The organism is Methanospirillum hungatei, assembly GCF_019263745.1.
GTDB lineage: Archaea > Halobacteriota > Methanomicrobia > Methanomicrobiales > Methanospirillaceae > Methanospirillum > Methanospirillum purgamenti.
Genome location: NZ_CP077107.1, coordinates 1,313,009 through 1,326,629, shown reverse-complemented (window position 1 = coordinate 1,326,629; position 13,621 = coordinate 1,313,009). Strand labels below are relative to the sequence as shown.

The following is a 13,621-nucleotide window of genomic DNA, read 5'->3' as shown; positions in this document are numbered from 1 at the left end:
AGCGGACCTGGAGGGATTCGAACCCCCGACATTCGGGTTAGAAGCCCGACGCTATATCCTGGCTAAGCCACAGGCCCATAAAAGATGTGCCTTATTTTGTTTACATCCATACCTGATAATAGTAGCGTGTCAATCAAACATGAGGGAGGGGTTATTTACCCTGCATGAAAGGCGACCGGCCTGACAACATCGACGATTCTTGGCTCGGTTATGGAACACCTGGTAACATTAGCACGAATGGTTGAGTTTGAAAGATATTTTACTTTACACCGTGCTGATAATTTTTCGCGCTCCATGATATGGTAACCATGTCCCGATTCAACGGTATGTTTCATAGTAATTGCAACCGATAGTATCTCGACTACAATTCCTGAGTCTCCTACAGAGAGATCTTCACAATCCACGGTTGTCATGAATATCTGCGAACCTGGATTTACCTGTGCAAGTGATATCACATTATGGGCACTGGTAAGTTCAACTGTCCGTGGTATTCCTTTTTTGAGTTCATCGATAACCTGGGGAAAAATCCCTGTGAGTGCAATACATTCCATGGTTATCACCCATACATTGGCAGTTGCTGTTCTTTCCTGACCGGTTGTTCTTCAGCGGTCTGGACATCTTCTGCAAGTCTGTGCATCTGTGCTTCTATCTCTTCTGCCTGTTCGATGAGTCCCGTTGTTTCTATTCCAAGATTGTACAATACATTGAGGACTTCAATAGTTTTTGCTGCTGCTCTTGGATCCGGTGCATTAATTGTCTCACCCAGTAGTCCAATTCCGGGAATCCCCCGAATCTTACATTCGGTTAGCAAACTACTTGCGATACCAGAAATACTGCCTATTGGAAGTCTTATCGCAGATTCTCCTAGCCGATCGAGGAGAGTTTTATCAGTTGCTACACCAAAAACGCGTTTTTCAGGTTCATTCGTTATGATACCTGCCAGAGTAATTACCTCTGAAATCTTAAAGGGAGTGAGCCAGTCAAGGATGGCGTTAGACACTTCATAGCATATCTGAGGGTGTATTGGTATGTCTGCAAGGATAGCTACTAATTTGTCTTTCTCATAAATCCGCACTGGAACTGCAATGACCCCTTCTGACATCATAGCCATTGGAGGAAAATACTTACTGGTCATAGTTCCAATCGAATCAAAGCCAAGCTTATCAACCATGTATGAGAGTGCAATACTCCCTACAAGACCACTTCCCGGAAATCCAATCAATATTGCCGAACCTTCGGAAGTGAGTGGCCGTGCCTGAACAATAACGTCAGGTATCTGGCTGGTGGTCATAATACAATGATAGGAAGATTAAGGAAATAGGTCTGTCGCATTCCATCTCAAGATAGTATATGAAACGGTACTTATCTCATGAAAACGAAATTCTCATAGACTGATGTTTCATCAAATTCAATTTCGGAAGAAAAAAATTAACCTCAAAATAGTCTTTTTTATTGGTATCTGTATTTTCTTTCTGATTTCCTCTGGGTGTGTACAGACAAACGCTGGCTATACTATTCGTCCAGAAGCATTTACCAATCCGCCGGATATCTATGCAGATGAAAATTCTATGCAGGTGACTCTTCCCCTGAATGGAACGATGCTAGTTTCATATCCCTGGACTCCGGAAGATGGGCGATACTGGAGAATTTCTGTCACAAGTGGTTTGTTTGTAACTGGTGATCGGTATGTTCCCTATCCCCCAGATATGCCGGTTGCAGTATCAGGAACCAGACAATGGATGGTCAAAGCAATAGCTCCTGGCGATCATATGTTTATGGGAAATTTGCGACCCAGAACCACTTCCTGGAATCAGGAGATTGTTCAACAAAGACTGAATGTCATTGTTGTTGATGATGCAGATATGAGCCAAAGTACAGAGGTACTATGAGGTTTGGAGTTGCAGCAAAACTGCTCTTGGTAATGATCCTGCTCACTAGTATTATCTTTCTTGTAATTGGAGGAGTTTCCTGGATAATGATGGATAATCTGGGGAATTATGCAACCGGCTCAAGTCAGGCACTAGGTGAAAAAGCAATAGGGGAAAGCACCACCGCACTAGAAGAAGATGCCGAGATCTATCTTCTCCGATTAGCGACTGATCAGGCAGAGATAACCGACATGATATTTGAACGGATTATCTCAGAGATGAATGTCATCAATGCATATGGGAGAGAGATAATACAAGGTTCGAATACCACTCCTGTTCAGTGGTATACAAAAGACAATAAACCTCTGAAACCTGGTGAAGCCGGTGTAATTCATCTCTCTCCTGAGGTGCAATTAAACGATGTCCGTGATGAAATTGACCGTATCAGTTCTTTTCAGGCGGTATTCAATCCACTGTTCCATGCAGATAACCGGCTGACTGCCCTGTATGTAACATCCTCATCAGGAATCACAATTATATTTCCATGGACTCCAAGAGTTGACGCGACATTTGAACCACGTTCAAGAGATTGGTTTATAGATGCACTGGCAAAAAAAACTCTGACATGGTCTGATCCCTATGTTGATGTACTTGGAAATGGTCTGACCATAACCTGTTCAAAAGCTCTTGAAGATCCAGTACACAATCAGACCTGGGTGATGGGAGCGGATATTACCATTGAAACCATCAATTACCGTATCATCACAACGCAGCTTGGTGAAAATGGGTATGCATTCCTGATTAACCAGAGAGGAGACATCATTTCTCGTCCCGGGCTTACTGCAGGTGCTACCAGATGGGACGAATCATATGAGACCGAAAATCTTCTTCAGAGTACCAATGAAGATCTTCGGAAGATTGCAACTGAAATGACTCAGGGTTTTTCAGGTGTCAGCAGGTGCCGGTTTGAGGAAGGCGACAAATACATTGCATATGCACCGGTTAAAAGTGTTGGCTGGAGTATCGGTCTCGTTTTGCCGGTTGAAAGTGTCATTGCACCAGCCCAGATAACAGGGAGTGTTATTCGAAATGCCAGCGAAGAGACTCATACTCACATCACTCACCAGATGTCTTTTTTACAGACAGTTCTGATACTCAGTTTTATCCTGTTATTCATTGGAGTAACCGGCATTTCGATATTCTTCTCGAAATTTATTACCGGGCCTGTCCGAATTTTGAGTGAAGGGGCCAAAAGAATTGGTACTGGTGATCTTCAGACTCCGGTGACGATTAATTCCGGTGATGAGTTTGAAGAACTTGCCGGAGTCTTTAACAAGATGACGGGCGATCTTCGAAATTATATTCTTGAATTACGGCGTACAACAGCAGAGAAAGAACGTTTTACCCGGGAGTTGGAGATCGCACAAGGAATTCAGCAGAGTTTTCTCCCTGATTCAGTGCCTGATATTCCTGGTATGGAGCTTGCCGTTTTTTCCAGCCCAGCCCTTGAAGTTGGGGGTGATTTTTATGACTTTATTCCGGTTGGAGATCATGAATGGGGGCTTGTTATTGCTGATGTGAGCGGAAAAGGAGTTCCCGCTGCATTGTTTATGGCATTATCAAGGACTCTGATTCGGGTGAGTGCTACCTGGAAAAGTGATCCGGCATCTGCGATAACTGAAGCAAACTCACTGATCTGCCGTGATTCAAAAGCAAGCATGTTTGTTACCTTGTTCTATCTGGTAATCGATTCAGAACACCGGAAAATTACCTACGTGAATGCTGGTCATAATCCTCCGCTCATGTTGACGAGGGAGAATAAAAATGACATCACACTTCTGAAAGCTGAGGGTATAGCTCTTGGAATAATCGATGGTATTGATCTTGCCTCAGTCACCGTTGATTTGAAGGAAGGAGATTTTGTCGCACTGTATACTGATGGTATCACTGAAGCGATGAATAAAGATGGGGAAGAGTATGGTATGGAGAGGTTTTCTGAAGTTTTGATAAATAACCGGGATCGAAAACTTCCTGATCTTATAGAAAAGATCAGAGAATCAATAAAGGAGTTCACGAAAGAAACGCCTCAATCAGATGATATTACTCTAATTCTGATTCGAGCCTGTTAGTGATGGGTCTTTTGTTGAAAACTTAAGAACCATCTCTTCTGATTCTTTTCCGGGAATTTTAACAAGTTCGCCGCCTGCATATTTGATTGATCTGATCATGGCACGGGAGAGAGGAAGGCATGGCTGAAAGCAAGCACCATTTGGAGCAATTTTGATAAGGACAAATTCTGGTAGAGTATTTATCGTAATGTGCGCTTCATCTGCACCATACGTGTAATAGTAGTCAATGAGGACACTAAAAAAATCTGAAAGTCGTTCTGAATCTGCATAAATGGTTTGAGGATCTATTGGAGAGTCGATAGTAATTTTAATGTCCGAAAGGTTTTGATATTCTGCCAACCTACACACGAGCACTTTTTTAAATTCGTCTTCATCGTCTGCCTTGAGTAGAATTTCCTCATCACTCATCATATGAGAGGACCTCCGATGAGCAACATCCTGAATTAAATCAACAGGATTGACGAATGAGAGAGAGCCGGTTGGAATGTTCCCCTGAATTGAGGATAGAAGATCTGAAAAAAGTTGTAGAGTACGCCTGAGAAGAGATGAATCAATGATATTTTCAACATTATTTCCCGAGAGAAATGACTTGATCTTCTGCAATGTCTGAATCGCTTTTAAGATAACCTGGTACTCACATCGTAATCCACTTTTGAAATTATCATAGTAGCGGGAAAATTGTACTAGTATTTTATCAATCTCTTCATCTGGAAGGATCTTTTCAAGGTTCCGGGCAAGATCATCCTCTTCCAGTTCTTCAAGACGGTATCGAAGAAGCATAATTCTCCCGGCTAGAATGGGAAGGATCCGATGAGCTTCATCGATGAGGTCTGTTGCATGTAATAATGCCCCTGACAATCGGGTTTTGTCAAACATCGTGATTTCTGGCATCGCATCCAAATCTTGCTGAAGATTCATAAGATTCTTTTTCAATTCATCTGATGTACAGGCATTTCCATGGCCCTGACAGATTATTGAAATTTTTTGGTTCAGTATGATCCATGATAGCCGAATTATCGTTCTGGATAATTCTTTTGGATTCCATCCCGGCACTCCAGCTATTCCGGGACTAGTAGCGAAAGGAATATCCCCAACATGCAGGAGAGATCCTGCCTGAACTGCGATACTGTCAGCAGAATGTCCAGGAACCTCCCAAAAACTGATGCATTGGTTATTCGGAAAGATAAAACGTACGCATTCTAATGACACTGAGTCAGATAATTGATAGTGCTTGTGTTCTATTTCGATTTCAGGAATATTTGACAGACCCTTAAGATCTAAATTTTTCTGAAATAGTGGGATGTCTACACAAAGAGAGGGTATTGGGATCCCCACAAGCTCTGCCTGTGTATATTTTTGATCACCGGATTTTAGGAGATCAGATCCTGATGTATGACAAACATAGAATACCTTCCCATAATTTTGAAATCTCTGGTCAACGAGGCCAAGATATATGTGATCAACATGTGTATGGCTAAATATTATGAGAATTGGTTTCTGATTATCCTGACTGAGCTCAGCGAGCACCTTACAAATGGAATCCATGAGACCCCGCGATACACCTGTATCAATAAGTACCGTAAAAGCCCCGATATCAATGATGAAAACATTAGAACATGTAACATCCGGCTTTCGCATAAATGGAAAAATCCGTCCGCCATTCATGCCAGGGATATTATTCCAGCTTTCATTTTTCAGGGGAATTTTTCCTTCCTCCAGGAAATGATCTCTATTTCACAAGTCATAAATTCCATGCAATGGACTTCATATATAAGAATTGACCTGTTACAGATGAAGAGTTGATAAACGAATGGAAGGAAATCTAGCCGTAAGCGAGCGCGAAGTGTCTGGAGTCACAATCCTTGACATATCTGGGAGAATTGATGCCGCGACCTCTTCACAAATTGAGGGAGAACTTGGAAAGAAGATCGACTCCGGTGTTACAAGCATGGTGCTAAACATGAGTGATTTAAGTTACATCAGTAGTTCTGGTCTTCGTGTCATTCTTGCAGCACTCAAACGGGTGAAATCCTGTGGAGGGATTATTGCTCTATCCAATCTACAGGCTGGTCCCGGTGAAGTGTTTAAAATGACAGGATTTGATCGTCTTTTTCCAATATGCTCCTCAGTTGATCAGGCTATTGAAAAATTACAGACTAAATAATGCGTTTCTATCTGTTTGATATGAATGGCAACATACCAGATTAACCTGACAGATCCTGAACATGCCGTAACCCAATTAGCTGATTTTCTCTCTGAAATACTGGAAGCAGAAAATTCTCCCCCGGATGTGGAAAACGCGATGCAACTTGCTGCTGAAGAAGCCGTTGTAAATATTATGAATCACGGGTATAAAGGAGGTCCCGGACTCATTGAAATTCGTTGCATCATCTCTGCTCATCAGGTTGTGCTTTGCATCCGTGATGAAGCACCATTCTTTAATCCACTTACACTTCCCACTCCTGACACAGAGGCAGGTATTGATGAGCGCCGTATTGGAGGCCTTGGAGTGCACTTGATACGATCTCTCATGGATGAGGTTACGTATAAACAGACAGAGTCCGGAAATTGTCTGATTATGAAAAAAAACCGGGCTCATTAATATTATTCTTTCAATTTCTAGCGGAAACAATCTCAACCTCTACATGAAATGTAAAAGAACACATGTCACAATCATATGTTCATGGGTATTCAGACCGTGAAGCTCAACGTCTGGCCGATCAGGCTGGTACTCTGACTCATCTTATACATCATGACTCAGTTTTTCCAAAAAACAGCCGGATACTTGAAGCAGGATGTGGAACTGGTGCTCAAACAGGTATTCTGGCAACACTAAATCCATCCTGTGATTTTGTTTCGGTTGATATCTCAACAAAATCTTTGGACTCTGCCAGAACAAGGATCCATGGAATGGGGCTATCTAATGTTATCTTTCAACAGGTCGATATTCTCAGCCCGAATATATCACTCGGTCTCTTTGATCATGCCGTGTTCTGCTTTGTTCTTGAACACCTGGCAGATCCTGTAGGGGCAATCAGAAAAGTGATGCAGATGGTAAAACCTGGAGGCACCATTACTGCGATTGAAGGAGATCATGGTTCAGTCTGTTTTCATCCTGAATCTGAAAAGGCACTTTTAACGATTCAATGTCAGGTCATCCTTCAGGAGCGAGCTGGAGGAGATGCCTGTATTGGCAGAAAACTCTATCCAATACTTGTGTCATCGGGTCTCAATCATGTAACTGTGTCTCCCCGTCTTGTGTATGCTGATGCTGGAAGGCCTGAGATGGTAACTGGTTTTACAAAAAATACATTCATAGCAATGATTGAGGGTGTCCGCGAACCAGCAATTGCGGCAGGTCTTCTCACAGCAGAAGAATGGAATAAAGGCATAGCAGATCTCTCTCGCTCGGCTTTAGATGATGGGACGTTTAGTTATACTTTTTACAAAGGAAAGGGAATTGTCCCCTAATTCATTACGATTTTAGGATTTTGAGATACGCGCAATGTGATTCTCCACAAATGCTTTAAGCAAAACTGTTATCGTGGATTCTTAGATCTTTTTCCTCTGAATTTGCTGCAAATGGACCATTAACTTATTACCCTATTGAGGTAACCTAAAGAGACATGGATCGGATTGTAACGTTCCTTCTCTTACTGGTTTCAGCAGTCCTGCTGGTACCGGGGTGTATTGCAGAAGAACAGGTAGCACCTGAAGTTCTCCCTGAAGGCGCTGTATTAGAAGAAGTTGTTGAAGAAGCAGTTGCAGCACAGCTTCCAGGTGAAGAGGTCGTTGAAGAAGTGACCGAAGAGATCACCGAGGAAATCTTTGCATACAATGTCACTGCAGACGTGAACACCACTGACATCAACATGACTGTTGGTCAGGTTGTCATGATCGAGCTCCCAGAAACCACCGACTTTGAGTGGAATGTAACCGCATCTGAAGGTCTCACCATTGTAAACGACACCCACATCGATGCAGTAGAGGGCACAGTCGGCGCTTTCCACCAGTGGTTTGTTGAAGCAGCTGCAGCCGGAGAACAGGCTTTCTCTGGTGTAGAGCAGAAGGCAGATTCAGAAGAGACTGGCAGCGAATACACTCTTAACATCCTCGTAGAGTAAATTTCATTCATTGTCGGTTCGACCGGCAATTCTTTTTGTTTTTGTTTCGTGTTTTTTTTAATAATTCGAGTATACCACCATCTTATTGGGGTAGTAAGATAACCTGATCTGATATGGATCGGATTGTAACGTTCCTTCTCTTACTGGTTTCAGCGATTCTGCTGATCCCGGGGTGTATTGCAGAAGAACAGACAGTATCTGAAGTAGTTGATGAGGCAATAGTCACGCCGGCGTACAACGTCACTGCAGATGTGAACACAACTGAACTAAATATGACCATGAATCAGGTTGCATTTGTTCAACTTCCGGAGAACCCCACAACTGGCTATTCATGGAATGTAACTCTCTCTGATGGGCTTGCACTTCTGAACGAGACATATGTTCAGGATGCAGCAGCTGAAGGTATGGTGGGCGTTGGGGGCGTTCATGAATGGTACATTGAAGCTATTGCAGTCGGAAACCAAACCTTCGATGGTATCTACAAGCAGCCATGGGAAGAAACCGTTGGCAATGAAACGACCTATTCTCTGGCAATTCTTGTAGAGTAACATTCAAATAAAAAAGGCCGGACCTCCGGCTTTCTTTTTTATGGGTGCTCTTTGTTATGTACGTCTCTTACGGACCGAAAGAGTCTCTAAAAAATTTTCACAAAATGAAAAATTGACCTTAAGAGTCAACAATAACTGGAGTTCCTTTTTCAATGGCATGAATATGAAGCTCAACAAGTTCCTGCATTTTTGGAACCTGAAACTGATCTGCAACATCCTGAATTGCTTCTAATAAATGTACTGCTTCCTCAAGATAACTCAGGATATCTGCGGCATAAATCTCAATACCAAACTCGTCCCGAAGGTACTGACTTATTTGCACATGATCAAGGCCGGATTCCCGAAGTTCAATAATTTCTCTGACAAATTTCCTTTCCGGGCATCCACAAAAGGGATTGTCCTGGCATTTGCATGAGAGAAAACTCTTGATGAAAGTGATTATCTGTTCCCTTGTTGATCTATCAAATGAGTCATAGGGAATTGAAAGGAGGGCTTCGAGGGTTGCACCATGAAATGCACCCTCAGGTAAGCGATATCCGATTAATTTTCCAATCTGACGATGATAACGAAGTCGTGCACGGGACGCAATCACGAAACTTCGCCTGCTTCCTCATCAAAGTTCTTCAGGGTACCCATTGCTTCATTGATGGTTTCAATCTGTATAAGCCACTCATCAAAGACTCCCATATCTTCTGAATCTTTGATGTATCTGCCACAACATGATTTACCGTTTATAACGTTTGCACCGATATCAGCTGCAACGGCAAGTAGTTCCTCGGTGTTCTCCTCATCGATACCCCTCCCTTTTTTGACAAGTGCCTTGATATCCTCTTCAAAACCACCCTCAAGGAATTTCTTGGCAGATGCAAACAGGACAAGTAACTGGAAGTGCATGGGGGCTATGAGTTCAATCATATCCTCATCAACCTCCTGTTCCATAATGATCCCCTCTACCTCGATGAGTTTTGTCATAGACTCATCCTTAGAGAACCGGTTATTCTGATAGAGTTTGATAATTTTCAATACTTCAATACAAATATCCTGATTAAATCCATTCAACATCTGGTATCCTTCAGGCATCTCGTCATCATCGCCACCTTCGAAATCAGCCTCACGCAGGGAGTTAATCCAGTTATCCCATCGCTCCTGACTGTAAAAGATATAGAAGAGCTTCATGGGAGCTTCTTCCTGCGCTGATGCCGAGTCTTTCTTTTTGCGTGGAGCCATTACATACACCTGTGATTTGATCAGCATAAGAGTTTGTCGGCTGCACAACACATTCTGATCAGAGTCATCCCCTGACAACAGGCATTTTTGGACAGAACCTAAAGTACTGACAAGATGGAGCAGGATACCCGCAAGGTAGTGATGGTCCGGTTTGGAGAAATATTTTTAAAGAGCGAACCGGTGCGCAGGGAGTTTTTAAACAGATTACGTGACAATATTCGGTCAGCTCTTAAAGCGAGTAATGTGGACGGATCGATTACTATCACCCGGAGCAGGATTCTTGTGAATGCTGAGTCATCTGAAGATCTTGTTCTCCTGCTCTCCAGAATTTTTGGCCTCATAGATATTTCTCCGGTTACTATCTGCGGAAACAGCATGGATGATCTCTGCGATGCTGCGTTGAAGGTTGCCAGATCCCATCTCGTTCCTCATACAAAATTTGCAGTACGGGCACGGAGGGAGGGAGTTGATGGATTTTCCAGTCAGGAACTTGCTGCAGAAGCAGGCTCCCGAATCATTACTGCCATTCCAGACCTGAAAGTGGATCTGACCACACCGGAATATGAGATCTTTATTGAGGCCCGCAAAGAAGGAGGAATGGTATATGATACCAGGATTCCAGGACCTGGTGGTCTTCCTTATGGGACACAGGGAAAAGCGGTCTCTCTCATCTCTGCAGGAATAGATTCACCTGTTGCTGCATGGCTCATGATGCGCAGAGGTGTCAGAATGGTTTTTCTCCACATTGCTCCTGGGAAGTTTGGTGGGACTGATATTCCAAAAAATATGTTGAACAATCTCTCAGCCCTCTCACGTTGGGTACCTGGTCTTGAATTACGGCTGGTTACCGTTCCTGCTGAACCACTTTATCAGGCATTAATGGATCTTTCTGAAGCAAAACTTCGGTGTGTTATATGCAAGCGGGCAATGCTGCTCCTTGCTGAGCAGTATGCGAGAGATACCGGCTGTGATGGTATTGTAACTGGAGATAACCTGGGGCAGGTTGCAACACAGACACTTCACAACCTTGCTTCTATCTCTACCGGCATAGGGATTCCCATCTACCGGCCACTCATCGGGTATGATAAAGAGGAGATTATCTCCCTGGCACGAAAGATAGGATCATTTTCTTCAGAGCCTGGAGACACATCCTGCCATGCTCTGCCTCCCCGCCCGGTGACAAAGTCTGACACTGCTCAAATAGAGGCATCTCTTGCCCAGGTATCAATGAAGGCAGTTATCAGCGATATACTGAGTCAGGCTACGATAACAAAAATAAAGTTATGAAGCAGGTTATTTTTTCGTTTGAAAAATGTAATGTTCAGGCAATTCCTTCAGCTTTTGCAATCTCGACAAATGCATCAGCAACATACGATGCCTGTTCCTTTGTTATGCCATAACTATTGAATTTCCAGACTCTGGTTGAACCTGCAAGAATGCCGGTTATCCCCCGTTCCCGAAGTGCACTTGTCAGGAAGAATCCTTTCTTTTTATGTTTTTTTGCTACTTTATCAAATGAATCGGTGGTATTCATTCTGGTCAGAGTATGCCTCCGAGGGTATTCACTCTGAACTTGTGTTCCATCTATTGTCAGGAGTGCATCAACAATCATATTACCGTACCTGACCTGGGCATCAAATTCCTTCACTCGTTTCTTTACATGAGGGAAAGAGGCCATCATTCCAACAGAGGTCACACCCATCAGGGTGCATCCCATCATCTCCACTTCTTTGACTCCGAATGTTCTGCCGGTGAGATCACCTTTTACTCCGGTTGTTCTGAGGACAGTTTCTGCCCATTCATTGGTAGTTGCAAGCACTCCTGATGGTGCAGGGGCTGCCATACTTTTATGGCCTGATCCTACCAGAAAATCCGCACCCAGTTCTTTCCCATCTACTTCCATAATTCCAATTGTATATGCTCCGTTACAGAGAACGGGGATATCATATTGATGAGCAACTTTTATGAGATCCTTAACCGGGTGTTGATTCCCGTACTGATAGTCAACTTGTTCAACAAACATTAAGGCAGGAGTCTTCCCTGTTGTTTTTATTACCTCTTCTATCCTGGAAGCTGCAGCATCGGGGGTTATAATATGCGAGTCATTTGCAGGTATCTCAAACGGTTGAGCTCGTGCCTGCTCTACTGAAAGAAACTCTGTATAGTGAGAATATGCAGTTAAAAGAACTGGATCATCAGGTTTTACCAATGCGTCTGCAACCGCCTGAAAACCTCGTCGAGCTCCTGGGACAAGACGTGCGGTGTCCATATTGAGAAATGTAGCCAGATCTTTGTGAAATTCAGCAAGGGGTGGCTTTGAGATATGATCAAGTCTGAACGGTTTTGTACAATGATCACAGACTGAATATCCATCTCCATATGCGAGGACTGCTTTCATCGCATCGGTGGTAAGCCGACCACCTGCCTGAATGGGATCAAGATTGATGAAAAGCTCGTCAATCTGTCTGGTGTCAATACCTTCACCGCAGTTCATAAGAGGAGTTCCTCCTTTAATATTGCAACTTGTTTCTCCAACTTCCCAAGAATTTTTTCTGCTTCTGTTTTTTGCTCCGCTGATAATCGATGGTGCGGGACGGTGTCCCGAAGTATGCCTCTGACATCAGTTAGCAGGTATAGTCCCTGAAATACGGCATCTACCGCCCGTTTTGACATAAAATCACCTGTTATATGGTTGGTGTCATGATGCAATAAGAGAAACGATTCCATACGCCTGTGGTATAAAAATGGATTAGATAGTTCCACACCTTGGGTGGGATTTTTATAAAAAAAAATAATGAATCTGGTTTTGGATTGATTGCTGGTTGATCAATACTGGCAGTCCTGCTTACCTTCGAGTACAGCACCCCGGCAACAGGTCTGTGTTTTTGGATTATAGCAGGTATCCCCGCATTTTTGATAGCCTATCCCATCAAATACCTGCTTTTGACAGCATGATTGGGTTTTCGGGTTATAACATCCATCTCCACATGGCTGATATCCGGTTCCATCATAAACCTGTTCCTGGCAGCAGGTTTGGACCTTTGGATTAAAACAGGTATCTCCACATGGCTGGTATCCAAATCCATCATACACTATCCCATTGCAACATGACTGGCTTTTAGGATCAAACGTTTTTCCTCCACAAAACATCACACCCTTTCCATCATATACTTTATTTTGTGAGCAAAACTGGATTTCAGAATCATAACAGGCATTACCACATTCTTTCCAGTTCGCACCTTCGTAGGTTTTATTATTACAACATGACTGGGTTGATGAATCATAACATTCGTCTCCACAGGCTCGCCAGAACCTGCCGTCAAGTATCTGACCATTACAACACGACTGAGTATCGGGATTAAACTGTACACCATGGCAGGTTGACAAACATCTGCTGCCATTTACTGGGTATCCTTCACAACAGACCTGCTTTTCTTTATTAAAACAGACTCCTTTGCATTCTCCCCACATAAGCCCGTCATATACCTGACCTCTACAACACGATTGTGTACTTGGATCATAGCAACTGTCACCGCAGGGGACAATTTTTGATTTGTCATCATAGACCGTTCCCTGACAACAGGCTTGCTTCCCAGGATCATAAGAACTGTCTCCACAGGGGACAAGAGCAGCATATGCACTGGATATTAAAACCAAAGAAATCACTGCAAGAAAAAGAATATGCCCCGCAATTTTGATACACAGATTTTGCATGTAATTTTGTA

At 43.2% G+C, this 13,621-nt stretch carries 16 protein-coding genes and 1 tRNA gene; 8 read left to right on the top strand and 9 right to left on the bottom strand.

What is annotated here, in order from left to right:
* Window positions 1-2: 2 nt before the first annotated feature.
* The 3 genes from KSK55_RS06225 to KSK55_RS06215 form a co-directional block, all read right to left on the bottom strand.
* A tRNA-Arg gene (locus KSK55_RS06225) sits at window positions 3-77 on the bottom strand.
* A gap of 78 nt (window positions 78-155) precedes the next feature.
* On the bottom strand, window positions 156-551 hold the full coding sequence (locus KSK55_RS06220; RefSeq protein ID WP_214420552.1) for a DUF473 domain-containing protein: 396 nt from the start codon (window positions 549-551) through the stop codon (window positions 156-158).
* Window positions 552-556: 5 nt separating this feature from the next.
* Complete coding sequence (locus tag KSK55_RS06215; protein WP_218608590.1) at window positions 557-1,291, bottom strand: proteasome assembly chaperone family protein; 735 nt, start codon at window positions 1,289-1,291, stop codon at window positions 557-559.
* Between the two features lie 103 nt (window positions 1,292-1,394).
* Here KSK55_RS06215 and KSK55_RS06210 point away from each other — a divergent pair, with 103 nt between their 5' ends.
* A complete protein-coding gene (locus KSK55_RS06210; RefSeq protein WP_218608589.1) occupies window positions 1,395-1,889 on the top strand; it encodes a protease inhibitor I42 family protein in 495 nt (164 codons plus the stop codon).
* A complete protein-coding gene (locus KSK55_RS06205; RefSeq protein ID WP_218608588.1) occupies window positions 1,886-3,997 on the top strand; it encodes a SpoIIE family protein phosphatase in 2,112 nt (703 codons plus the stop codon). The genes KSK55_RS06210 and KSK55_RS06205 overlap by 4 nt, the downstream gene beginning before the upstream one ends.
* Here KSK55_RS06205 and KSK55_RS06200 read toward each other — a convergent pair.
* Window positions 3,974-5,635: an MBL fold metallo-hydrolase gene (locus tag KSK55_RS06200; protein WP_372238745.1), complete on the bottom strand. Its 1,662-nt coding sequence runs from the start codon at window positions 5,633-5,635 to the stop codon at window positions 3,974-3,976. The genes KSK55_RS06205 and KSK55_RS06200 overlap by 24 nt on opposite strands.
* A gap of 172 nt (window positions 5,636-5,807) precedes the next feature.
* Here KSK55_RS06200 and KSK55_RS06195 point away from each other — a divergent pair, with 172 nt between their 5' ends.
* The 5 genes from KSK55_RS06195 (at window position 5,808) to KSK55_RS06175 (ending at window position 8,669) form a co-directional block, all read left to right on the top strand.
* The gene (locus KSK55_RS06195) at window positions 5,808-6,161 is read left to right on the top strand and encodes an STAS domain-containing protein (RefSeq protein WP_214420557.1); all 354 of its coding nucleotides are present in this window, start codon (window positions 5,808-5,810) and stop codon (window positions 6,159-6,161) included.
* 24 nt (window positions 6,162-6,185) lie between these two features.
* A complete protein-coding gene (locus KSK55_RS06190; protein WP_218608586.1) occupies window positions 6,186-6,599 on the top strand; it encodes an ATP-binding protein in 414 nt (137 codons plus the stop codon).
* Between the two features lie 62 nt (window positions 6,600-6,661).
* The gene (locus KSK55_RS06185) at window positions 6,662-7,468 is read left to right on the top strand and encodes a methyltransferase domain-containing protein (protein WP_218608585.1); all 807 of its coding nucleotides are present in this window, start codon (window positions 6,662-6,664) and stop codon (window positions 7,466-7,468) included.
* Between the two features lie 155 nt (window positions 7,469-7,623).
* Window positions 7,624-8,121 carry a protease inhibitor I42 family protein gene (locus KSK55_RS06180; protein ID WP_214420560.1) on the top strand — a complete coding sequence of 166 codons (498 nt, stop codon included), beginning with the start codon at window positions 7,624-7,626 and terminating at the stop codon, window positions 8,119-8,121.
* A gap of 113 nt (window positions 8,122-8,234) precedes the next feature.
* Window positions 8,235-8,669 carry a protease inhibitor I42 family protein gene (locus KSK55_RS06175; RefSeq protein ID WP_218608584.1) on the top strand — a complete coding sequence of 145 codons (435 nt, stop codon included), beginning with the start codon at window positions 8,235-8,237 and terminating at the stop codon, window positions 8,667-8,669.
* 118 nt (window positions 8,670-8,787) lie between these two features.
* Here the strand turns inward: KSK55_RS06175 and KSK55_RS06170 are convergent, their stop codons facing one another.
* Window positions 8,788-9,261: a DUF5814 domain-containing protein gene (locus tag KSK55_RS06170; RefSeq protein ID WP_218608583.1), complete on the bottom strand. Its 474-nt coding sequence runs from the start codon at window positions 9,259-9,261 to the stop codon at window positions 8,788-8,790.
* Window positions 9,258-9,896 carry a DUF2150 family protein gene (locus KSK55_RS06165; RefSeq protein ID WP_214420563.1) on the bottom strand — a complete coding sequence of 213 codons (639 nt, stop codon included), beginning with the start codon at window positions 9,894-9,896 and terminating at the stop codon, window positions 9,258-9,260. The genes KSK55_RS06170 and KSK55_RS06165 overlap by 4 nt, the downstream gene beginning before the upstream one ends.
* 114 nt (window positions 9,897-10,010) lie before the next feature.
* Between KSK55_RS06165 and thiI the strand changes: the two genes are divergently transcribed.
* Complete coding sequence (gene thiI, locus KSK55_RS06160; RefSeq protein ID WP_250545235.1) at window positions 10,011-11,183, top strand: tRNA uracil 4-sulfurtransferase ThiI; 1,173 nt, start codon at window positions 10,011-10,013, stop codon at window positions 11,181-11,183.
* 34 nt (window positions 11,184-11,217) lie between these two features.
* On the opposite strand, the gene pscS is transcribed toward thiI, so the two are convergent.
* From pscS to KSK55_RS06145, 3 genes are all read right to left on the bottom strand, one after another.
* Window positions 11,218-12,390: an O-phospho-L-seryl-tRNA:Cys-tRNA synthase gene (gene pscS, locus KSK55_RS06155; protein ID WP_214420564.1), complete on the bottom strand. Its 1,173-nt coding sequence runs from the start codon at window positions 12,388-12,390 to the stop codon at window positions 11,218-11,220.
* On the bottom strand, window positions 12,387-12,569 hold the full coding sequence (locus KSK55_RS06150) for a hypothetical protein (RefSeq protein ID WP_214420565.1): 183 nt from the start codon (window positions 12,567-12,569) through the stop codon (window positions 12,387-12,389). Before KSK55_RS06150 ends, pscS begins: the two co-directional genes overlap by 4 nt.
* Window positions 12,570-12,722: 153 nt before the next feature.
* Entirely contained in the window at window positions 12,723-13,610 is an 888-nt protein-coding gene (locus tag KSK55_RS06145; RefSeq protein WP_214420566.1) for a hypothetical protein, read from the bottom strand.
* Between the last annotated feature and the right edge of the window lie 11 nt (window positions 13,611-13,621).